Source organism: Variovorax sp. HW608, assembly GCF_900090195.1.
Classification (GTDB): domain Bacteria; phylum Pseudomonadota; class Gammaproteobacteria; order Burkholderiales; family Burkholderiaceae_C; genus Variovorax.
The window spans coordinates 2141132-2160696 of record NZ_LT607803.1; the positions used below are offsets into that span (position 1 = coordinate 2141132).

Sequence of the window (19565 nt, forward strand, 5' to 3'; positions counted from 1 at the left end):
GCGATGTTCGACACCGTCCTCATCGCCAACCGCGGAGAGATCGCGCTGCGCATCCTGCGCGCCTGCCGCGGCCTCGGGCTCAAGACCGTGGTGGTTCATTCGGAGGCCGACCGCGAAGCAGGCTACGTGTCGCAGGCCGACCAGGCGCTTTGCATCGGGCCCGCGGCGCCGGGCGACAGCTACCTCAACCAGTCGGCGATCCTGTTCGCCGCCGAAGTGAGCGGCGCGCAGGCCATCCATCCGGGCTACGGCTTCCTGTCGGAGAACGCCGCCTTCGCCGACCGCGTCGCGCAGGCCGGGCTCGTCTTCATCGGCCCCAGTGCCGACTGCATCCGCACCATGGGCGACAAGGTCGCCGCCAAGCGCGCGATGCGGCTGGCCGGCGTGCCCTGCGTGCCGGGGCCGGACGACGGCCTGCCGGACGATCCGGAAGCCGTCAAGGCACTGGCGCGCGACGTCGGCTATCCGGTGATCGTGAAGGCCGCCGGCGGTGGCGGCGGGCGCGGCATGCGCGTGGTGCACGACGAGGCCTCATTGCCCGAGGCGATGGCGCTGACGCGCGAGGAAGCCCGCCGGGCCTTCGGCAATCCCGAGGTGTACATCGAGAAGTTCCTGCTGCACCCGCGCCATGTCGAGATCCAGGTGCTGGCCGACAGCCACGGCCATGCGGTGTGGCTCGGCAGTCGCGACTGCTCGCTCCAGCGCCGCCACCAGAAGGTGATCGAGGAAGCGCCCGCGCCCGGCATCGACGAGGCGCTGATCGCCGAGGTCGGCGAGCGCTGCGCGGCCGCGTGCCGGCAGATCGGCTACTGCGGCGTCGGCACCTTCGAATTCCTCTACGAGCGCGGCGCGTTCTACTTCATCGAGATGAACACGCGCCTGCAGGTCGAGCATCCGGTGACCGAGATGACGACCGGCATCGACATCGTGCAGCAGCAGATCCGCATGGCGCGCGGCGAGCGGCTCGCGCTGGCGCAGGCCGACGTGCGCTGCCAGGGCCATGCGATCGAGTGCCGCATCAATGCCGAAGACCCAGCCACCTTCGCGCCGTCGCCCGGCCGCATCACCGGCTGGCAGGTGCCCGGCGGCTTCGGCGTGCGCGTGGATTCGCACGCCGGCGCGGGTTACCGCGTGCCGCCGTACTACGACTCGATGATCGCCAAGCTCATCGTGCAGGGCGCAAGCCGCGAGGACGCGCTCGACCGCATGCGGCTCGCGCTGGCCGAGATGCATGTCGAAGGCATCGCGACCAACGTGGCGCTGCATCGCGACATCCTGCGCGACGAAGGCTTTGCCGCCGGCGGCGTGGACATCCATCATCTCGAACGTTGGCTTCAGCAAAGGAGCACGACATGAATCCGCAGGCGACGACCGCCCTGAAGACGCGCGCGTCCGTCAAGGCGCCCCCCGCACCGCCCACCGGCACCATCAGCCTGCTCGGGACCACCGCGCTGCTGTTCGAGGCCCCGGGCGAACTGGCGCTGGCATCGCAGCAGCGCATCTGGGCCCTGTCCCGCGAGGCGCAGGACTGGCCCGAGGTGCGCGAAGCGGTACCGGGCATGAACAACCTGATGCTGACCTTCGAGCGCCCGCCGCGCGATGCCAAGGCGCTCGAAGCGCTGGAAGCGCGGCTGCATGCCGCATGGGCCTCGGCCATCGCACTGCCGCTCGAAGGCCGCTTGGTCGAGCTGCCCGTGGTCTACGGCGGCGAGGGCGGGCCGCACATGGCGGATGTGGTCTCGCACACCGGGCTCAGCGTGGACGAAATCGTCGAGCTGCACAGCGCGCCGACCTATCCGGTGTATGCGCTCGGCAGCCATCCGGGTTATTGCTACCTCGGCGGCATGGACCCGCGCATCGCCACCCCGCGCCGCAAGGTGCCGGTGCTGAGCATCCCGGGCGGCTCGGTGTCGATCGGCGGCGCGCAGACCGGCGTGTCGGCCTCCGCCGGCCCGAGCGGGTGGAACACCATCGGCAGCACCTCGATGTGCTTCTTCGACCCCGCGCAGGACCCACCCGCCCTGCTGCAGCCGGGCGACATGATCCGTTTCCGGGTGGAAGGAATCATCCGATGATCGAAGTCCTCTCATCCGCCGCGCTCGCGACCGTGCAGGACGCGGGACGCAAGGGCAGCCTGCGCTGGGGCGTGGGCACCTCCGGCGCCATGGACAACCTGGCGCTGGCGGCCGGCAACCTGCTGCTCGGCAATGACGCGAATGCGGCGGCCATCGAGGTGCCGGTGTTCCCGTTCAAGGTGCGCTTCGACGAGGACTGCGCCTTCGCGCTGACCGGCGCCGATTGCGCCGCACGCCTGGACGACGCGCCGCTCATGCCGTGGTGGGTGCACCAGGCGCGCGCGGGCCAGGTGCTCACGCTGGGCCTGCCGCAGGGCGGCGCGCAGCGCGGCAGCCGCGCGATGCTGTGCGTGGCCGGCGGCGTGGACGTGCCGGAAGTGCTGGGCTCGCGCAGCACGCAACTGCGCGGCGCCTTCGGCGGGCACGAGGGCCGCGCGCTGCGGCGCGGCGACGTGCTGCGCGCCGGCCGTGCCGGCGAGCCGTGCCGCACCCAATTCGGGCTCGTTCCGCCTTCGTTGACGCTGCCGCTTCAGGTCGATGGCGTGTCCGCGGTGCGCGTGCTGCCCGCGGCCGAATACCTGGGCTTCGAGGCATCCTCGCGCGCCGCCTTCTGGGCCGGCGAATGGAAGATCACGGCGCAGAGCGACCGCTACGGCTACCGGCTGGAGGGCGAGGCCCTGCGGCCCGTCGCGCCGATGGAGATCCGCTCGCACGGCATCGTGCCGGGCGTGATCCAGGTCCCGCACAGCGGGCAGCCGATCATCCAGATGCGCGATGCGCAGCCCTCGGGCGGCTATCCCAAGTTCGGGACGGTCATCGAGGCCGACCTCTGGCGCCTCGGGCAGGCGCCGATCGGCAGCCGCATCCGCTTCGTCGAAGTCAGCTGGGCCGAGGCGATCGCCGCCCTCGACGAAACCGAGGCGTGGCTGCACAAGGTCAGCCGCATCGTGGACCTGCACCGCAGTGCGCCGCAAAGGAAGTGACATGCCGACTGCGGACGAGCTCAAACAGATGGCCGCGTGGCTGGCCGATACCGACATCGGCCTGCTGGAACTGCGCACGCCCAACGGCAGCATCCGGCTGGGCCGCGACCCGGCGCCGGGCAGCGAGGTCGTGCAACTGGAGGCCGAAGCGCAGGACGATGAAGCCGTGCCCGCGCAGGCCATGGCAAGCGCGCCGGGCGTCGGCGTGTTCCTGCACGCCCATCCGCTGCACGACAGGCCCGTGGTGCGCATCGGCGAACGCGTGGCGGCGGGGCAGGGCCTCGGCCTGTTGCGGATCGGCCCGCTGCTCGTGCCGGTCAGCGCACCGGCAGCGGGACAGGTCCGTGCCGTGTGCGAAGAGGACGGCACGGCCGTGGGCTTCGGCACCGCGCTTTTCGAACTGAACATCGACTGAGAAGGACACCCCATGGACATCGATCTGAACGCCGATCTCGGCGAAGGCTTCGGCCCCTGGCGCATGGGCGAGGACGAGGCGCTGCTGGACATCGTCTCTTCCGCCAACATCGCCTGCGGTTTCCATGCCGGCGATCCGGTCATCATGAACCGCACCGTGCGCACCGCCGGCAGCAAGGGTGTGGACATCGGCGCGCATGTGGGTTTTCCCGACCTGATGGGTTTCGGGCGCCGCCCGATGCAGATCGACACCGCGGAACTCGCCACCTACGTGACCTACCAGCTCGGCGCGCTGGCCGGCATGGCGCGCGCCGCCGGGCTTCGCGTGACGCACATGAGTTTCCATGGTGCCCTGGGCAACATGGCCGCGGCGGATGCGGCGCTCGCTGCGCCGCTGGTGCGCGCGGTCGCGGATTTCGACCCCGAGCTCATCATCAGCTCCTCCGCGAGCCGCGCGATCGAGGGTGCGGCCGAGCGATGCGGCCTGCGCGTGGCCACCACCTTCCTGGCCGATCGCGCCTGCGACGACGCCGGCCTCCTGGTGCCGCGCAAGCTGCCCGATTCGGTGATCCACGACCCCGATGCGGTGCTGGCCCGGGTGCGGCAGCTGCTGGACGACGGCACGGTCACCAGCTACAGCGGCAAGCGCATTCCGATGAAGGCCCGTTCGATCCTGGTGCACGGCGACACCCCCGGCGCGGTGGCGCTGGCGCGCGCGGTGCGCGGCGCGGTCGAGGCCGGCGGGCGCGTGGTGCCGATCTCGCAGCAGCTCGCCCGGACGGCCGGGTCTGCCCGGACATAAGGACCCCTTATCTCTCCACAGACATTCCGTCTTGGCGCCCATTCCCGCCGGTCGATACAGTGAAATTTCATTAACGAAAGAAGCAAAGATGCCGTTCTCCGACTACAAGACCGCACTCGTCACCGGCGCCTCGTCGGGCATCGGCGCCGCCGTGGTCGAGCGTCTCTCCAAGGAGGGCCTGCAGGTCCATGCGATCGCGCGCAGCGCCGGCAAGCTGGACGAGCTCGCTTCGCGCACCGGCTGCATTCCGCATGCGCTCGACGTCGCCGACCTCGAAGGCATCACGCGGCTCGCGAAGGAAGTTCCCTTCGACGTGCTGGTCAACAACGCGGGCGTGGACCGGCCGGGCTCGATCCTGCAGGCCGACGCCGAAGGCATCGACCTGCTGGTGGACGTGAACCTGCGTGCCGTGCTGCACCTGTGCCGGCTGGTGGTGCCGGGCATGGCGGCGCGCGATCGCGGCCACGTGATCAACATCAGCTCGATCGCGGGCGCCTACAACTTCAACGGCAACAGCACCTATCACGCGACCAAGGCGGCGGTGAGCATGCTGTCGCGCCAGCTTCGCATCGATTGCTTCGGCAAGCGCGTGCGGGTCACCGAGATCTGCCCGGGCCGCGTCGCCACCGACATCTTTGCGCACGTGCACGGCGAATCCGAGGAGACCTACAAGCGCTTCGTCGAAGGCTTCGAGCTGCCGCAGGCCGAGGACATCGCCAACGCCATCGCCTTCGCGATCGCCGCGCCGATCGCGGTGAACGTCGGCCACATGGAAATCACGCCGACGCTGCAGGTGCCGGGCGGGCTTTCCACCACCCGTCCGCAAGAGGCCAAGGCCTGATCGGCCGGACCGCCGCGGCGCAATACCAACAGAGAGGGCACGGGGCATGAAAGACTTCGATCTACTGGCCGTCCTCCTGAAGCCGGAGTTCGGCGCCATGCTGCTGCACGGCGTGGAGATGACGTTGAAGATCGCGGCCGGCTCATGGCTGCTCGCGATGTCGATCGCGATCGTCCTCCTGGTCGTGCGGCTCACACCCAGCCGCATCGCCGAACGCACGGTCGCTGCCTACATCTCCTACCACCGCAACGTGCCGACGCTGGTGCAGCTGATGTTCTGGTACTTCGGCATCTTCAGCGTGCTGCCCGACGCCGTGCAGGGCTGGCTGTCGGACCACAACGCGGAAGCGCTGATCTCGGTCATCGCGCTCGGTTTGTGCCAGGCCGCGTACTTCAGCGAGGACATCCGCTCGGGGCTGCGCGCGATCCCCGCGGGGCAGGCCGAGGCCGCCCGCGCGCTGGGCCACGGCTTCATCGGTTCCATGCGCTACGTCATCCTGCCGCAGGCGATGCGCAACGCGATTCCCGCGCTGATCAACCACAGCGTGTCGCTGTTCAAGAACAGCAGCCTCGCGATGGCGATCGGCGTGGCCGAGCTGACGCATGCGGTGAAGGAAGTGGAAAGCCAGAGCTTCCGCGCCTTCGAAGCCTACAGCGTGGCCACGGTGCTCTATCTCGTGCTGTCGCTGGTCATCATGACGATCGGCGCCTGGGTCGCACGCCGCTATCGCATCGCAGGGGCGAGGTAAGCCATGTACAGCATCTTCGAAATCCTGCGCGACAACTGGCTGCTGCTGCTGGTCGGCCAGTACCCGAGCGGGCCGTTGGGCGGCATCTGCGCGACGCTGATCCTTTCCGTGCTTGGCATCCTGATGGCTTTCCCGCTCTCGGTGCTCCTCGCGCTGGCCCGCCTGTCGCCCTGGAAGCTCTTGAGCTGGCCCGCGGCGGTGCTGGTGTACGTGGTGCGCGGCGTGCCGCTCCTGATGGTGATCCTGTGGGTCTACTTCCTCGTGCCGCTGCTCATCGGGCGCGAAGTCTCGGGCTTCACCACCATGCTGTGCACGCTGGTGATCTACGAAGGCGCCTACCTGTCGGAAGTCGTCCGCGCCGGCATCCAGGCGCTGCCCAAGGGGCAGGTCGAGGCGGCGCGGTCGCTCGGGCACAGCCATCTCGGGACCATGTGGTACGTGGTCCTTCCGCAGGCCCTCTACAACATGCTGCCGAGCATGCTGAGCCAGTTCATCTCCACGATCAAGGAGACCACGCTCGGCTACGTGATCAACGTGCAGGAGCTCACCTTCGCCGCGAACCAGATCAACAACCAGTTGCTGACCAAGCCGTTCCAGGTGTTCTTCATCCTGGCCATCACCTTCTACGTGGTGTGCTTCAGCCTCACGCAACTGGCGCATTGGGTGGAGCGCCGCATCGCCCACAAGCGGCTCGGCATGACACCGGCCAAGCCCGCCGAAGGCGAGGTCCCCCTGCCGTCGCCGACGGTCGCAACGAATTCATGAGGCCGCGCACGACGGCACGATGACAAAGGAGACAGAAAGCATGAAACCCGACACCGCCCACGGCAGGCCGCACGCGGCCGCAGAGGACACACCGATGATTCTGTTTTCCAACATCAACAAGTGGTACGGCGACTACCAGGCGCTCACCAACGTCAACGCCGAAGTCAAGCGCGGCGAGGTGGTCGTGGTCTGCGGCCCGTCGGGCTCGGGCAAATCCACGCTCATCCGCACCGTCAACCGGCTGGAGGAGATCAAGTCGGGCCAGCTGCTGTTCGACGGGCACGACATCCACGCGCCGATGAGCAGCGCGGCGCTGAACCGGCTGCGCAGCCGCATCGGCTTCGTGTTCCAGAGCTTCAACCTGTTCCCGCATCTGTCGGTGCTCGAGAACATCATGCTGTCGCCGACGCGGGTGCTGGGCGTGAAGCGCTCGGTGGCGCGCGACAAGGCGATGCAGCTGCTCGAGCGCGTGGGCCTCGCCAACAAGGCCGGCGCCTATCCCGCGCAGCTCTCCGGCGGCCAGCAGCAGCGCGTGGCGATCGCGCGCGCCCTCGCGATGGAGCCGCCCGCCATGCTGTTCGACGAGCCGACCAGCGCGCTCGACCCCGAGATGGTGGGCGAGGTGCTCTCGGTCATGCGCAGCCTCGCCAACGAGGGCATGACCATGATGTGCGTCACGCACGAGATGAACTTCGCGCGCGAGGTCGCCGACCGTGTCTGGTTCATGGACGCTGGCCAGATCCTCGAGAAGGCCGAGCCGGCCGCCTTCTTCAGCAGCCCGCAGCACCCGCGAGCGAAACGCTTTCTTTCCGATCTGCGCTCGCATTGATCCGCCGCCAATTTCTTTCACCCTTCGTTGCCAACCACCACGTCACCTGGAGTTCATCATGTCGAAGAAGACTGCGATCCGTCTGGCCGTCATCGGCTGTAGCCTGTCCGCACTCGCCGTGCTCGCGCACGCGGACCAATGGGACGAGATCAACCAGCGCAAGGAGCTCAAGTGCGGCACCTTCGCCGACGTTCCGCCTTTTGCCGCGCCCGATCCCAAGACGCGCGAGATGGTCGGCTTCGACGTCGATCTGTGCAATGCGCTCGCGAAGCAACTCGGCCTGACTGCGAAGATCACGCCCCTGTCGGTCGAGGCGCGGGTGCCCGAAGTCAAGCTCGGGCGCGTCGACGTCACGGTCGCGAACCTCGCCTACACCAAGAGCCGGGGCGAGCAGATCCAGTTCAGCGACCCGTACTACATCGCCAAGGAAATGCTCGCGGTGAAGGCCTCCGACCCCGGCACGACCAAGGCCGACTTCAAGGGCAAGCGGCTCAGCTCGACCAAGGGCTCGACCTCCGAGCTCTCGATCAAGATGAACGGCTCCGAGGCCGTGACCTTCCAGGACACCGGCTCCGCCTTCATGGCCGTGCAGCAGAACAAGTCGGTCGGCATGGTGGCGAACACCATGACCATCACCAAGCTCGTCAACCAGTCGAAGACCTCGGGCGTCGAACTCAAGATGATCAAGGAGCCGATGGTGTACCAGCCGATCGGCATCGGCATGAAGAAGGACGAGCCGGTGCTGCTCGCCAAGGTCAACGCGGCGCTCTACGCGCTGGACAAGGCCGGCGAGATCGACAAGCTCTGGGCCAAGTGGCTCGGGCCGAACACCGAGTACAAGCTGACACGCGACGAGAAGGTGACGCCGCTGGCGGATCTGAAGTACGAGCTCCTGCCGTAGTAGCGGACGGGAGGGGCGAGCCCTGCCGCGGCAGGCTCTTGTTGGACAGCCGGGATTGGGTCAAAATATGGTGTAAATCATTTACACCATAATTGAGGCACCTGGATGACCGACTTTCACCTGATTGACAGCGACATGGCGTCCGAGCCCAGCGGCGTGACCGAACCCTCGGTGATCGATTTGCCGGCTCAGCAGCCAACGGCGCCAACGCCGCCCGCGACACCAGAGCTTCCGTCCAGCGCGGCCGCCGAGGCTCGGACAGAGCCTGAAGCGGCGACGGTCGAAAAGGCACCGGCAAGCAGTCCCAAGCGAGCCGCCGCCAAGAAAGCTGCGGCCAAGAAAGTTTCGGAGCCGAAGTCGGCGAAGCCCGTGGCTTCGAAGTCTCCAGCAAAGAAAGCCGCGGCGAAAAAGCCCGTAGTGAAGGCAACGACGGCGAAGAAGATGACCGCCAAGAAGACGACCGCCAAGAAAACGACGGCGAAGAAGACGCCAGCGAAGAAGACGCCAGCGAAGAAGGCGGCTGTGAAGAAGACGATCGCGAAGAAAGCAGTTGCGAAGAAAGCGGTTGCGAAGAAGAGCGGACCGCTGAAGGCCAGGGCCGCGAAGGCCGTGGTCGCACCGCCTCAAGTGCCAAAGGCTGCCGCGCCCGTTGTACCGGCGAAACCGGTCAAAGCCGCGGCTTCCCACGAACGCGCGCATGACGCGGTCAAAGCCAAATCCAAGCTCGTGCGCGACAGCTTCACCATGCCCGAGCAGGACTTCGGTCTGATTGCCGTCCTCAAGGACCGCGCGCTGGGATTCAAGCGCCCCGCGAAGAAGAGCGAGCTTCTGCGGGCAGGCCTGCATGCGCTTCAGCAGCTCGGCGACGCCCAACTGCGAGGCGCGCTTGATTCGCTGACGCCGTTGAAAGCGGGGCGGCCGAAGAAGAAGGGCAACTGAGCCGGCGCGGCCCGAGGTCGCCCACGACGCCTATCCCGCTCGCAGGTCCGAGCCGAGGGGCGCGGGGCGCTGGGTTGTGCGCAACAGGCTTGAGTAGCCTTCCCAGCTGTGCCTGCCGCCCGTAGGCAAAGGGCCGCCGCGACCCAGGGCGAACAAGCCCTGATGCCCGGATTCCCTGGCTTCGACAGCCTCGAGCTCGTGTTTTACCAACTGCACCGAATCGTCGTCCTCACCGTAACGGGCCACGAGGTCGCCCAGCAGATTCTTCAGTTCGTAGAGGTATCGGGACATGTTTCGCTCTCCTCGCGGACGGCGCATGGGAGGCGAAACATACTCGCACGCTCGTGTTGATGCGTAACCAAATCTTGCCTGGAAGGTTACGCCAGGCTGCGTGACTTGAGCGTGATGCGACCCACGCTGCAGACGTGCCAGGGCTACCCTTTGTCACATTCGAGTTTGGGAATTCGAGGGTGTCTCGCGAGAACTCCTGTCCCTCGCGCTGACCGTCTTGGCGTTTCGGGACATCGGTTCCAGCGAAGCAGTCCGTCAGACGAACGCGGCCCGGTTCCTGGCGATGAAGTCGGCAACGGAAAGCGCGGGCGTGCCCGTCACCTGCTCGACGGCATCGTTGGTCCCTGCGAAGACGCCGTCCTGATAGTCCTGGGCCACCTCGACCAGGTGCTGGACCAGGAAAGGATTGAACTTGTAGGCGTGCTCCATCCGATGCCGGAACTCCTCGATGGTCAGCGGCGCATATTCGATCCGTGCACCGAGGACGTCGCTCATGGCGGCGGCAATCTGGTCGTGATTCATCTCGACCGGCCCGTGGAGGGCGTAGGTCTTTCCGGCGTGCGCTGAAGGCTTGTCCAGGATGTGCGCGATGACTCTTCCCTGGTCATCGGTGCTGATCGGCGCATGACGGCCATTGCCGAAGGGGAACAGGATGCGCTTGTTCTCCCAGATCTCGTGCGCGAAATGGGGGTACACCAGCCAATCGGCGAAGAACGTGGGACGCAGGTGGGTCGTCGCCACGCCCGACCAATCGAACACGCGTTCGGCAACCCAATGGTCCTGTGCCGCGTGGCTCCTGGAGTCTCGCCGCGCCGAAATCTGCGACATGTTGACGATGGCCGTGACCCCCGCCTCCTTTGCCGCCTGCGCGAAGAAGGCGCTTGCGTGAACGATGCCCGGGCTGATGGGATGCAGGAAGTAGGCGGAGCGAATTCCTTCCATCGCAGAGCGAATGGCATCGAGGTCCGTGAAATCGCCCACGGCGATCTCCACACCCTTGTCGCGCAAGGCCTGGGCAGCCTCGCCATCCGAACGAACTTAGGCTCGCACGCGCCGGTTCATCTTCAACAGGGTGTCTATCGCGGCGCCGCCGGTGCGGCCTGTTGCTCCGGTCACGAGAATGTCTGCCTGGGTCATGATCGTGTTCCTTTCAGTCGTTGATTCGTTGACAGGTCTCCACTGTAGGAGCCGACGAATCGGCATGAATGACATGTTCAGGATGATTTCTGCCAAAGTGTGGCTACCAGGAGGAATCCGCGATGACCCAACGGAAAGCGCCCGGCAAGCCTCTCGACGTGGCAACGCGCAGACGCATCGTCATCCTTGCCCTGCCGCCGGTGGACGCGCTCGACGTCATCGGACCCGCGGAGGTGTTCACGCTGGCGAATCGCCTGCATGGCGCGGCGCCGACGCCCTACGTGCTGGAGTTGTTGAGCCCGGGGCCTGACATCGATCTGGAGAGTGAATCCGGCATTGCTCTTCGGGCGCACAGGACGATCGAACAGGAGCGCCGTGCGAGCAGGCCCATCGACACCTTGATTGTTGCGTCGGGCTTCAGTCCCCACCAGAACCTGGACCGCACAGCCATCGATTGGATTCGCACGCGCTCGCGCACCGTGCGGCGCATTTGCTCGATATGCGTTGGCGCCTTTGCCCTCGCCGATGCGGGTCTGCTGGATGGTCGCCGGGCGACAACGCATTGGGGAATGGCACGGCGCCTGGCTGAGCTCTATCCTGCGGTTCGGGTCGATGCAAATCCCATCTGGGTGAAAGACGGCAACGTGTACACCTCAGCCGGGATATCGGCGGGAATCGACCTTGCTCTGGCCCTGGTCGGTGATGACCTGGGCAACGACTTCGCCCTCGAAATCGCCAAGAATCTGGTCCTGTTCCTGAGGCGTCCCGGTGGGCAGGCGCAGTTCAGCGTTTCCCTTCAGGCGCAGCGCGGAGTCGGCCCCAGGTTGGAAGAGCTGCGGACATGGATCAGCGAGCATCTCCACACGGACCTCACGGTCGAGGTACTTGCAGACAGGCTATCGACCAGTGTCAGGACGCTGATGCGGATGTTCGAGCGAGAGCTCGACACCACGCCTGCGAAGTACGTCGAGGAGGTCCGCCTCGAAGCCGTCTGCAGGGCGCTCGAGTTCGGTGGACGCTCCTTGGAGGAAATTGCGCGCCGGTGCGGCTACCGCAGCGTGGACGTATTGCGCAAGGCATTCACACGGCGTCTGGGCGTGAGCCCGAGGGAGTACGCCCAGCGCTTTGCAACAGGCATGGCCAATACACCGAATGCTTGCAGCGGTCAGTAGCCCTTGCGCACCGACATGGGGCTCGCCTTGTCATCGGGTTGTCGCGGTCGACTCCTAGAGTCCCCCCGCACCGCGCCTCGAAGGCGCGATGACGAAGTCCGACAACCCATCGAGGAGGCACCACCATGAGTTCCAACGATCGTCGTCGTTTCCTGAAGGCCGCGCTTGCCGCGGCAGGCGCCGCTGCCACGGAAGGCACTTTTGCGCAGACAGTGCTCGACGCCCTGGCGATCCCCGCCAGTCTCCGCAGCGGGACGATCCGCGATGTCGAGCACATCGTCATCCTGATGCAGGAGAACCGCTCCTTCGATCATTACTTCGGCACCCTGCGCGGCGTGCGCGGCTACGGCGATCCGCGGCCCGTCACGCTGCCGAGCGGCAAGCCGGTCTGGTACCAGCCCAGCGGTTCGGGCTACGTGCTGCCGTTCCATCCCGGCGCCGCGAACCTGGGGCTGCAGTTCCTCCAGGATCTCCCGCACGGCTGGCAGGACACGCATGCCGCGTGGAACCATGGGCGCTACGACCAGTGGGTGCCGAGCAAGGGAAACACGACGATGGCCTACCTCACGCGCGGCGACATCCCCTTCCATTACCAGCTCGCCGATGCCTTCACGATCTGCGACGCGTACCACTGCTCCTTCATGGGATCGACCGATCCGAACCGCTACTACATGTGGACCGGTTGGACCGGCAATGACGGGAACGGCGGCGGTCCCGTGCTCAACAACGCGGAAGTCGGCTACGACTGGTCGACCTATCCCGAGCTGCTCGAGAAGGCCGGCGTCTCCTGGAAGATCTACCAGGACGTCGGCGTCGGCCTCGATGCGGCCGGCTACTGGGGCTGGACCGAGGACCCCTACATCGGCAACTACGGCGACAACTCGCTCTTGTACTTCCACCAGTACCAGAACGCCCAGCCGGGCAGCCCGCTCTACGAGAAGGCTCGCACCGGCACCAACGTCAGCGTCTCCGGCACCTTGTTCGACGTGCTGAAGAAGGATGTCGCCGCGGGAACCCTGCCGCAGGTGTCGTGGATCGCGGCGCCCGAGGCCTACACCGAGCACCCGAACTGGCCTGCCAATTACGGCGCGTGGTACATCGAGCAGGTGCTCAAGACCCTGACCTCGAACCGCGAGCTCTGGAGCAAGACCGCGCTGTTCATCACCTACGACGAGAACGACGGCTTCTTCGACCACATGGTGCCGCCGTACGCGCCGCACACCAGCCAGGACGGCGCGTCGACCATCGATACCGCCAACGAGTACTACCCCGGCGACGCCAGCCGCGTGGCCGGGCCCTACGGCCTGGGCCCGCGCGTGCCGATGATCATCGTGTCGCCCTGGACGCGGGGCGGCTGGTCGTGTTCGCAGGTCTTCGACCACACCTCGCTGATCCGTTTCATCGAGCAGCGCTTCGCGGGGCAGCTCGCGGTCACCGAATCCAACATCACGCCGTGGCGCCGGGTCGTTTGCGGCGACCTGAGCTCGGCCTTCAACTTCGCGCAGCCCAACGGCGAGGGGCCGGTCCTGCCGAAGGTGGACACGAGCCGCTATGCGCCGCCGGACCGCCTGCGGCACCCGGACTATGTGCCGGTGCCGCCCGTTGACCAGTCGCTGCCGAAGCAGGAGCGGGGGCTGCGGCGGGCACGCGCGCTGCCGTACCAGCTGGTCGTGACCGGACGCGCCGACGCTGCCACGCGCAGGCTCTCGATCGATTTCGACAACACCGGCACGGCCGGTGCGTCGTTCCTCGTGAACGCGGGCAACCGTTCGGACGGCCCGTGGACCTTCACGATCGAGGCCGGCAGGCGGCTCGCGTACACGTGGAGCGCGCAGACGGCGACGCAGGCCGGCTATGACTTCTCCGTCCACGGCCCGAACGGGTTCCTGTGCCAGTTCAAGGGCAACTTCCCTTCGGACCAGGATCGCAGTCCCACGGAGATCGAAGTGGGCTACGTCTACGACACGTCCACCGGCAACATCCGCCTGCAGCTGACGAATCGCGGCACGTCGATGCGCCAGGTCTCGGTTGCCAATGCCTACGGCAACGGCAACGGCGACGAAAAGAAGAGCTTCATGCTGAAACCCGGCGGCAGCGCCGAAAGCTTCTGGGTCCTGGCAGGAAGCCATGGGTGGTACGACCTGTCGGTGACGACCTCCGGCAGCGACGGCTTCCTGCGGCGCATCGCCGGGCATGTGGAGACCGGGCGCGCCAGCTTCACCGATCCCGCGATCGGCATGGGCTGAGCGCCGCCGGCGCGCAGGGGCGCTCGCTATGCAGCCAATGTGTACTCGAGCGCCCAGTAGTAGTCCCACTCCCGGTACGCCGCGGATTGCGAGTAGCGCCGGACTGCCTCGAGCAACTCGGCGCGCGCGGGGAAATTCTTCAGGACGCGGTGCGTCGTGCCGTCCGACAGCGCTCGGGTCTGGTAGGTATTCCCCTCGGCATCCTGCAACGAGATCGGGGTGCTGCTGCCTTGGACGAAACGATTGTCGATAAAGACCACGGTGGCGCCCGGTTCGAGCGCCTGATGCAGCCCGCAAAGAAACGTCTCCACGCGGTTCAGCGGAATGTGCGACCACCAGAAGCCGGCAAAGGCGGCGTCGAAGGACCCGGTCGCTGCGGGAATCTCATAGGCATCGCCCTGGACGAATTCGACCTTCGATGGAGGAACGCGAGCTCGTGCGATCTTCAGGGTTTCCTCTGCCGCATCGAGGGCAAGGACCCTGGCGGCGCGTGGCGCGAAGAACTGCGTCCAGTATCCCGTGCCACATGCAATCTCGAGTACCGAGCGCCCTTCGAACACACGGGAGATCCACGTCTCCATCTCCCGCAGGTTCGGCTGTCGCTCGGGCTTCAGATAGATCTTGTCGTACTCGGCGGCCCGTGCTGAATAGTAGTCATGCATGATTCACGGCAGGTCGATGATCTCGATCCAGTTCGGATTCTTGCCGACAGCCATGCGCTTCGGCGCGCCCAGGGCGCCGCTTGCCGGGTCGATGGGGTGCACGGACACGCTATGCGAGTCCTGTCCGGCCACGATCAGATAGCGGCCGGTCGAATCGATGGCGAACCCGCGCGGCGTCTTTTCGGTCGGCGTCTGGCCGAGGGGCTGCAAGAGACCCGTGGCCGGATCGACGCGGAAGGTGGAGAGCGTGCTCGACGTGCGCTCGGAGGCGTAGAGGTACTTCCCATCGGGCGTCAGATGCATGTCCGCGGCCCATGGCTTGCCTGCAAAGCCGGCGGGCAGGGTGGTCGTTCGCTGCAGCTCGCGCAGGCTGCCGCGCGCGTCGTCCCACGCGAAGACGTCCAGCGATGCGTCGAGTTCGTTCACCAGATAGAGGTAGCGCTGCGACTTGTCCCAGACGAAATGACGCGCGCCGGATTTCGGGGCGGTGGAAACCAGCGCCGGATCGTTCGGCGTGAGCTGCCCCTTGTCCGCATCGAAGCGCCAGATCGAGAGGTTGTCGCCGCCCAGGCTGGTCGCGAGCACGAACCGGTTCGCTGCGTCGGCGTGGATGGCGTGTGCATTCGGCGAAGTCGGAATGAGCTGCTGAATTGCCCCCACCGTGCCATCGCTGCCGATCGAATTGACCGTGATCTTGTGGCCGGGATAGGACGCAGCGAACAGCCAGCGGCCTGTGGCGTCCACGTCGATGTTGGCCATGCTGTCGGCCAGCGGCGCTTCGCCGAGCTTGCGCAAGCGGCCGCTCGCGTTGTCGATCGCGAAGCTGGCGACGCGGAAGGGCTGCGAACGCAGCGCCGCATAGAGGAAGCGCTTGTCGGGGCTCACCGCCATCGGCATCACGGTGCCGGCCACCCCGACGGTTTCGACCGGCTTGAGCTGGCCCTGCGCGCGGTCGAGCTCGAGCACCGAGATCTCCTGGCTGTCGGCGTTCGCCACGTAGACATAGGTGGCCGCCTGGGCGGCCGCCATGCCGAAAAGGACGGCAACGCCGGACAACAGGGCAGCACGGCCAAGCCTGCTCGTTCGCACTCGCATGAAGAAGTCCCCTTGTGGAATTGATTGACGCGCCTCGGCGCCGGGAGTCATATGTTGTCGTACAACTAGGCGGATTCTCTCGCCGAGATCGACGCCTCGATCTTGGGGATATTCCTTAGAAGGGGCGAGTATTCGCCGGATTTGGGGCCTTGTTGTATGACAACACGAAGGCGGGCTCAAGCCCGCCAAAGCACCGTCAAGGCGGCATCACTCGCTCGGCACGAAGATCCAAAGGAGCAGGTACACCACCAGGCCCGCGCCGCCGCAAAAGAACAGCGCGGCGAAGATGAGTCGCCATGCCCAGACCTCCAGGCCGGTCGCCTGCGCCAGGCCGCCGCACACGCCGGCGATCCAGCGCTCGCTGCGGCTGCGGCGCAGCGCATTGACAGCCGAAGCCCACGGCTGTCCGGATGCCTGGCTCCCGGTACCCAGCAGGCGCGATTTGGCGCGCTCGAACTCCTCGTCCGACAGCGCGCCGCTGCGGTGCAGTTCGGCCAGACGGTCGATTTCCTCACTCAGGGACATGGTTCTCTCCTGCTCGCCAGCGGCGCCAATCCTGAACGCACATGATGCACCTCCCTCGCATCCGGGGCGTTGTGCCCTGTCAAGGCTCGTGCGGCTGGCTGACGGCGGAGCACTCCTTCAGTCGCTCGACAGTGAGTTGATCCAGACACTGGGGGTAGCGAGCGGTGCTTCCACCCAGCGCCGAGGTGGCATCGCGGGCTGTTTCGAGGACCTGGCGGCACGCGGTCAGCATGGCTTCGGGCGGTTCGAGTCGAGCTCTAGGGCCGGACACTGCGATCGCGCCCTGAAGTTCACCGCTCACTCCGAACACGGGTGCTGCCGCCGAGGCCGTCTCGGGGTCGCGCTCGCCATACGACACGGCCCAGAGCTGCTCGCGAATCGCCTCGTAGCCTTGGGCCTGCGGCACGGAGAACGCGAGCAGGACCTTGCCGGATGCACCTTGAGCGATGGCGTACGCCTGCCCGATCTGCACTGATGCACGAACGGACCTTGCGGGCTCGACGCGGAACAGCGCAATCCGCTTGTCGTCGTGCCGGACATAGAACGACGCTGTCTCTCCAGTCGTCGCGCTCAGTTGCTTCAGCAAAGGCTCGATGACGTGCCCGACCTGGAAAGAGCGCTGGTAGATCGAAGCGAGCCGCAGCGGCTGCGGGCCGATGGAGTACTGGCCGTCCGCCAGTTTGCGAATGAAACCACCGTGCTCCAGGGCGCCCAGCAGCCGCAGCACGGTGCTCTTGTAGAGCCCGGTCCTCCTCGAAAGCTCGGTCAGCGTCAAACGGCCATCGTCCGGTCCAAAAGCGGCGAGCAGCGAAAACGCTCTGTCCAGGACCGCGACGCCACTCGATTCGGTGGTCTCGGCGGGCTGTGATGCGGTGGTCGATTCAGTCATGAGGAACAAGGGACAGGCGGTACGGCACCCCTTTCGCCAGGTGGCCGACGCAAAGTGTGACACGCCGGCGCCAGTACGCCCGAATGGCAGCAACGAAAGGGTTAACCCGCATTCAAAGGGTCGTTGCTCGTCCGTATAGTTCTATTCTACAGATCGTGGTTCTATCTAATAGAACTACCTCGAAAGAATTCGGAGACGCAACCAATGACCAGCAGCAACTATCTGGCCGTCCGCGAGGACTGGCTCGCGCTGCGCCAGGAGGCGGTGCTCGAGCCGGAACTGCCCATCGTCGACGCCCACCACCACTTCTACGATCGGCCGGGGTGGACCTACCTCGAGGACGAATACCTGGCCGATGCGCGCTCGGGCCACAACGTGGTCGCTTCGGTCTACATGCAGGCGCAGACACGCTACCGGCCGGAGGGACCTGTGGCGCTCAGGCCCGTGGGAGAAACGGACTACGTCAACGCAATCGCACGCAAGCACGCCGATGGTCTTCCGCAACTCGCCAAAGGCATCGTCGGGCACGTCGACCTCCGGCTTGGCGACGAGGTCCGGGAAGCGCTGGAGGCGCATGTCCAGGCCGGTGGAGGTCGTTTCAAGGGCGTGCGGCACCTCGCCACCTGGGATGCCGACGCTTCGCTGGTCAATCCACTGTCTGCCGCTGCGCGAGGGCTTCTCCTGGACAAGGCCTATGGCCGTGGGGTTGCCCAGTTGGCTTCGCTCCAACTCTCCTACGACGCGTGGCTGTTCTTCCATCAACTGCCGGAACTCTTCGAACTGGCGAAGTCGGTTCCTGATACTCCGGTCGTCATCAACCACTGCGGCGGCATCGTCCGGGTGGGTGCCTACGGGACGCATCGCCAGCAAGTCCACGAGAGCTGGTTGCATTCGATGCAGCAGCTGGCCAGCTTGCCCAACGTCTACGTCAAGCTGGGGGGCCTGGGCATGCGCATCAACGGATTCGACTTCGAGAAGGGCGCACTCCCGCCGAGCTCCGAGCAACTGGCCCAGACCTGGAAGCCCTGGATGGAGCCGTGCATCGAGGCTTTCGGTGCAGAGCGCTGCATGTTCGAAAGCAATTTCCCGGTCGACAAGGGTTCGTACAGCTACGTCACGTGCTGGAACGCATTCAAGCGACTGACTTCCGGCGCCAGTGCCCACGAGCGCCAGGCACTTTTCGAAGGGACGGCGACCCGGGTCTATCGCCTCGCCCAGTCCTGAGCCGACCCGACGGTCCGTCCCGTTCCAACAGGAGACTTTCTTGAACACTCAAAAATCCGCCGCCCGCCTGGCCGTATCCGTTGCGCTCGCCATCTGCAGCGTTGCTGCCGGCGCACAAGCCGCCTATCCCAGCCAGCCCATCAAGGTCGTCGTGCCATTCCCGCCGGCCGGCGGTACCGACGTGCTCACGCGCCTGGTGGCCAACGAAGTGACGTCGAAGGACGGCAAGTGGACCTTCATCGTCGACAACAAGCCCGGTGCCGGCGGCAACATCGGCATGGACGCCGTTGCCAAGGCGAAGAAGGACGGCTACAGCGTGGGAACAGGGCAGACCGCCAACCTGGCCATCAACCCGGCGCTCTACACGAAGATGCCCTTCGATGCTTCGAAGGATTTCGCGCCGGTGGTGCTCCTGGCATCGCAGCCTCTCGTGCTGGTGGTGCGGGCCGACTCGCCCATCAGGAACCTGGCCGACCTGAAGGCCCAGGGCCAGAGCAAGCAGTTGACGATGGCTTCGGCCGGCACCGGCACCGTGGGCCATGTCGGCGGCGAGATGTTCGCCCGCCGCGCGGGCATCAAGCTGATGCACGTGCCCTACAAGGGCGCCGCTCCTGCCACGACCGATCTGCTGGGCGGCCAGGTCGACATCTACTTCGCCACCCCGCCCAGCATCATCGCCATGGTCAAGGCCGGAAAGCTGCGCGCCCTGGCCGTCACTTCGCTGGGGCGCATCGAAGTGCTGCCCGATGTTCCCACGGTGGCCGAGTCGGGCTACCAGGGCTTCGTCGCCGAGGACTGGAAGGCGCTTGTCGCACCGGCCGGCACGCCGCCCGAGGCCATTGCCAGGATGAACGAAGCCATGAATGCGGCCCTGAAGCGGCCGGAGGTCATTGCCCGCCTGCGGGACGAAGGGAGCGTCGCGCGCGGCGGTACGCCGGCAGAACTCGGCGCCTTCATGAGGAGCGAGCAGGCACGCTGGGGAAGCGCGGTTCGCGAATCGGGCGCCAAGCTCGACTGACATTTCCCT

The 19565-nt window shown here is 66.3% G+C and carries 20 protein-coding genes and 1 pseudogene; 15 read left to right on the plus strand and 6 right to left on the minus strand.

What is annotated here, in order from left to right; translation table 11 throughout:
* The first annotated feature begins 3 nt into the window (after positions 1 to 3).
* The 11 genes from accC to VAR608DRAFT_RS37425 all read left to right on the plus strand — a co-directional run bounded on the left by accC (position 4) and on the right by VAR608DRAFT_RS37425 (position 9297).
* On the plus strand, positions 4 to 1356 hold the full coding sequence (gene accC, locus VAR608DRAFT_RS09935; protein WP_088953924.1) for an acetyl-CoA carboxylase biotin carboxylase subunit: 1353 nt from the start codon (positions 4 to 6) through the stop codon (positions 1354 to 1356).
* Complete coding sequence (gene pxpB, locus VAR608DRAFT_RS09940; protein ID WP_088953925.1) at positions 1353 to 2075, plus strand: 5-oxoprolinase subunit PxpB; 723 nt, start codon at positions 1353 to 1355, stop codon at positions 2073 to 2075. Before accC ends, pxpB begins: the two co-directional genes overlap by 4 nt.
* Entirely contained in the window at positions 2072 to 3058 is a 987-nt protein-coding gene (locus VAR608DRAFT_RS09945) for a biotin-dependent carboxyltransferase family protein (RefSeq protein ID WP_088953926.1), read from the plus strand. The genes pxpB and VAR608DRAFT_RS09945 overlap by 4 nt, the downstream gene beginning before the upstream one ends.
* A 1-nt stretch (position 3059) precedes the next feature.
* Positions 3060 to 3473 carry an acetyl-CoA carboxylase biotin carboxyl carrier protein gene (locus tag VAR608DRAFT_RS09950; protein WP_088953927.1) on the plus strand — a complete coding sequence of 138 codons (414 nt, stop codon included), beginning with the start codon at positions 3060 to 3062 and terminating at the stop codon, positions 3471 to 3473.
* A gap of 12 nt (positions 3474 to 3485) precedes the next feature.
* Positions 3486 to 4274, plus strand: a complete 789-nt coding sequence (locus VAR608DRAFT_RS09955) for a LamB/YcsF family protein (RefSeq protein ID WP_088953928.1) — start codon at positions 3486 to 3488, stop codon at positions 4272 to 4274.
* An 88-nt stretch (positions 4275 to 4362) separates the two neighbouring features.
* On the plus strand, positions 4363 to 5115 hold the full coding sequence (locus VAR608DRAFT_RS09960; RefSeq protein ID WP_088953929.1) for an SDR family oxidoreductase: 753 nt from the start codon (positions 4363 to 4365) through the stop codon (positions 5113 to 5115).
* 46 nt (positions 5116 to 5161) lie between these two features.
* Positions 5162 to 5863: an amino acid ABC transporter permease gene (locus VAR608DRAFT_RS09965; protein WP_088953930.1), complete on the plus strand. Its 702-nt coding sequence runs from the start codon at positions 5162 to 5164 to the stop codon at positions 5861 to 5863.
* A 3-nt stretch (positions 5864 to 5866) separates the two neighbouring features.
* On the plus strand, positions 5867 to 6628 hold the full coding sequence (locus tag VAR608DRAFT_RS09970) for an amino acid ABC transporter permease (RefSeq protein ID WP_088953931.1): 762 nt from the start codon (positions 5867 to 5869) through the stop codon (positions 6626 to 6628).
* A 94-nt stretch (positions 6629 to 6722) separates the two neighbouring features.
* Positions 6723 to 7457 carry an amino acid ABC transporter ATP-binding protein gene (locus tag VAR608DRAFT_RS09975; RefSeq protein ID WP_088958705.1) on the plus strand — a complete coding sequence of 245 codons (735 nt, stop codon included), beginning with the start codon at positions 6723 to 6725 and terminating at the stop codon, positions 7455 to 7457.
* A gap of 58 nt (positions 7458 to 7515) precedes the next feature.
* The gene (locus VAR608DRAFT_RS09980) at positions 7516 to 8358 is read left to right on the plus strand and encodes an ABC transporter substrate-binding protein (protein WP_088953932.1); all 843 of its coding nucleotides are present in this window, start codon (positions 7516 to 7518) and stop codon (positions 8356 to 8358) included.
* 105 nt (positions 8359 to 8463) lie between these two features.
* Positions 8464 to 9297, plus strand: a complete 834-nt coding sequence (locus VAR608DRAFT_RS37425; RefSeq protein ID WP_231973398.1) for a histone H1-like repetitive region-containing protein — start codon at positions 8464 to 8466, stop codon at positions 9295 to 9297.
* Positions 9298 to 9327: 30 nt separating this feature from the next.
* Here the strand turns inward: VAR608DRAFT_RS37425 and VAR608DRAFT_RS09990 are convergent, their stop codons facing one another.
* Together VAR608DRAFT_RS09990 and VAR608DRAFT_RS09995 are read right to left on the minus strand one after the other, a co-directional pair.
* Positions 9328 to 9588, minus strand: coding sequence for a hypothetical protein (locus VAR608DRAFT_RS09990; RefSeq protein ID WP_088953933.1), 261 nt, complete (start codon positions 9586 to 9588; stop codon positions 9328 to 9330).
* Positions 9589 to 9843: 255 nt separating this feature from the next.
* A pseudogene (locus VAR608DRAFT_RS09995) lies at positions 9844 to 10725 on the minus strand (NmrA family NAD(P)-binding protein).
* Between the two features lie 122 nt (positions 10726 to 10847).
* On the opposite strand from VAR608DRAFT_RS09995, the gene VAR608DRAFT_RS10000 reads away from it, so the two are divergent.
* Together VAR608DRAFT_RS10000 and VAR608DRAFT_RS10005 are read left to right on the plus strand one after the other, a co-directional pair.
* Positions 10848 to 11897 (plus strand): GlxA family transcriptional regulator, encoded by a 1050-nt coding sequence (locus VAR608DRAFT_RS10000; RefSeq protein ID WP_088953934.1) that lies wholly within the window; start codon positions 10848 to 10850, stop codon positions 11895 to 11897.
* Between the two features lie 125 nt (positions 11898 to 12022).
* Positions 12023 to 14143 (plus strand): phosphocholine-specific phospholipase C, encoded by a 2121-nt coding sequence (locus tag VAR608DRAFT_RS10005; RefSeq protein WP_088953935.1) that lies wholly within the window; start codon positions 12023 to 12025, stop codon positions 14141 to 14143.
* Positions 14144 to 14169: 26 nt separating this feature from the next.
* Here VAR608DRAFT_RS10005 and VAR608DRAFT_RS10010 read toward each other — a convergent pair whose 3' ends face one another.
* The 4 genes from VAR608DRAFT_RS10010 to VAR608DRAFT_RS10025 all read right to left on the minus strand — a co-directional run bounded on the left by VAR608DRAFT_RS10010 (position 14170) and on the right by VAR608DRAFT_RS10025 (position 17314).
* On the minus strand, positions 14170 to 14805 hold the full coding sequence (locus VAR608DRAFT_RS10010; RefSeq protein ID WP_088953936.1) for a class I SAM-dependent methyltransferase: 636 nt from the start codon (positions 14803 to 14805) through the stop codon (positions 14170 to 14172).
* 3 nt (positions 14806 to 14808) lie between these two features.
* On the minus strand, positions 14809 to 15900 hold the full coding sequence (locus VAR608DRAFT_RS10015; protein WP_088953937.1) for a lactonase family protein: 1092 nt from the start codon (positions 15898 to 15900) through the stop codon (positions 14809 to 14811).
* Between the two features lie 207 nt (positions 15901 to 16107).
* Positions 16108 to 16425, minus strand: coding sequence for a PspC domain-containing protein (locus VAR608DRAFT_RS10020; protein ID WP_088953938.1), 318 nt, complete (start codon positions 16423 to 16425; stop codon positions 16108 to 16110).
* A 79-nt stretch (positions 16426 to 16504) separates the two neighbouring features.
* Positions 16505 to 17314, minus strand: a complete 810-nt coding sequence (locus VAR608DRAFT_RS10025; RefSeq protein ID WP_088958706.1) for an IclR family transcriptional regulator — start codon at positions 17312 to 17314, stop codon at positions 16505 to 16507.
* Between the two features lie 204 nt (positions 17315 to 17518).
* Here VAR608DRAFT_RS10025 and VAR608DRAFT_RS10030 point away from each other — a divergent pair, with 204 nt between their 5' ends.
* Both VAR608DRAFT_RS10030 and VAR608DRAFT_RS10035 read left to right on the plus strand, forming a co-directional pair.
* On the plus strand, positions 17519 to 18538 hold the full coding sequence (locus VAR608DRAFT_RS10030) for an amidohydrolase family protein (protein WP_088953939.1): 1020 nt from the start codon (positions 17519 to 17521) through the stop codon (positions 18536 to 18538).
* Positions 18539 to 18578: 40 nt separating this feature from the next.
* Entirely contained in the window at positions 18579 to 19556 is a 978-nt protein-coding gene (locus VAR608DRAFT_RS10035) for a Bug family tripartite tricarboxylate transporter substrate binding protein (RefSeq protein ID WP_172843831.1), read from the plus strand.
* Positions 19557 to 19565 lie beyond the last annotated feature (9 nt).

Excerpts from the sequence above, each read along its gene's own strand:
- VAR608DRAFT_RS10020 (WP_088953938.1), bottom strand. The coding sequence starts at position 16,425 with ATGTCCCTGAGTGAGGAAATCGACCGTCTGGCCGAACTGCACCGCAGC.
- VAR608DRAFT_RS10010 (WP_088953936.1), bottom strand. The coding sequence starts at position 14,805 with ATGCATGACTACTATTCAGCACGGGCCGCCGAGTACGACAAGATCTAT.
- pxpB (WP_088953925.1), top strand. The coding sequence starts at position 1,353 with ATGAATCCGCAGGCGACGACCGCCCTGAAGACGCGCGCGTCCGTCAAG.
- VAR608DRAFT_RS09990 (WP_088953933.1), bottom strand. The coding sequence starts at position 9,588 with ATGTCCCGATACCTCTACGAACTGAAGAATCTGCTGGGCGACCTCGTG.
- VAR608DRAFT_RS10030 (WP_088953939.1), top strand. The coding sequence starts at position 17,519 with ATGACCAGCAGCAACTATCTGGCCGTCCGCGAGGACTGGCTCGCGCTG.
- VAR608DRAFT_RS09955 (WP_088953928.1), top strand. The coding sequence starts at position 3,486 with ATGGACATCGATCTGAACGCCGATCTCGGCGAAGGCTTCGGCCCCTGG.
- VAR608DRAFT_RS09945 (WP_088953926.1), top strand. The coding sequence starts at position 2,072 with ATGATCGAAGTCCTCTCATCCGCCGCGCTCGCGACCGTGCAGGACGCG.
- VAR608DRAFT_RS10025 (WP_088958706.1), bottom strand. The coding sequence starts at position 17,314 with ATGACTGAATCGACCACCGCATCACAGCCCGCCGAGACCACCGAATCG.
- VAR608DRAFT_RS09975 (WP_088958705.1), top strand. The coding sequence starts at position 6,723 with ATGATTCTGTTTTCCAACATCAACAAGTGGTACGGCGACTACCAGGCG.
- VAR608DRAFT_RS10005 (WP_088953935.1), top strand. The coding sequence starts at position 12,023 with ATGAGTTCCAACGATCGTCGTCGTTTCCTGAAGGCCGCGCTTGCCGCG.
- VAR608DRAFT_RS09950 (WP_088953927.1), top strand. The coding sequence starts at position 3,060 with ATGCCGACTGCGGACGAGCTCAAACAGATGGCCGCGTGGCTGGCCGAT.
- VAR608DRAFT_RS37425 (WP_231973398.1), top strand. The coding sequence starts at position 8,464 with ATGACCGACTTTCACCTGATTGACAGCGACATGGCGTCCGAGCCCAGC.
- VAR608DRAFT_RS10015 (WP_088953937.1), bottom strand. The coding sequence starts at position 15,900 with ATGCGAGTGCGAACGAGCAGGCTTGGCCGTGCTGCCCTGTTGTCCGGC.
- VAR608DRAFT_RS10000 (WP_088953934.1), top strand. The coding sequence starts at position 10,848 with ATGACCCAACGGAAAGCGCCCGGCAAGCCTCTCGACGTGGCAACGCGC.
- accC (WP_088953924.1), top strand. The coding sequence starts at position 4 with ATGTTCGACACCGTCCTCATCGCCAACCGCGGAGAGATCGCGCTGCGC.
- VAR608DRAFT_RS09965 (WP_088953930.1), top strand. The coding sequence starts at position 5,162 with ATGAAAGACTTCGATCTACTGGCCGTCCTCCTGAAGCCGGAGTTCGGC.
- VAR608DRAFT_RS09980 (WP_088953932.1), top strand. The coding sequence starts at position 7,516 with ATGTCGAAGAAGACTGCGATCCGTCTGGCCGTCATCGGCTGTAGCCTG.
- VAR608DRAFT_RS09960 (WP_088953929.1), top strand. The coding sequence starts at position 4,363 with ATGCCGTTCTCCGACTACAAGACCGCACTCGTCACCGGCGCCTCGTCG.
- VAR608DRAFT_RS09970 (WP_088953931.1), top strand. The coding sequence starts at position 5,867 with ATGTACAGCATCTTCGAAATCCTGCGCGACAACTGGCTGCTGCTGCTG.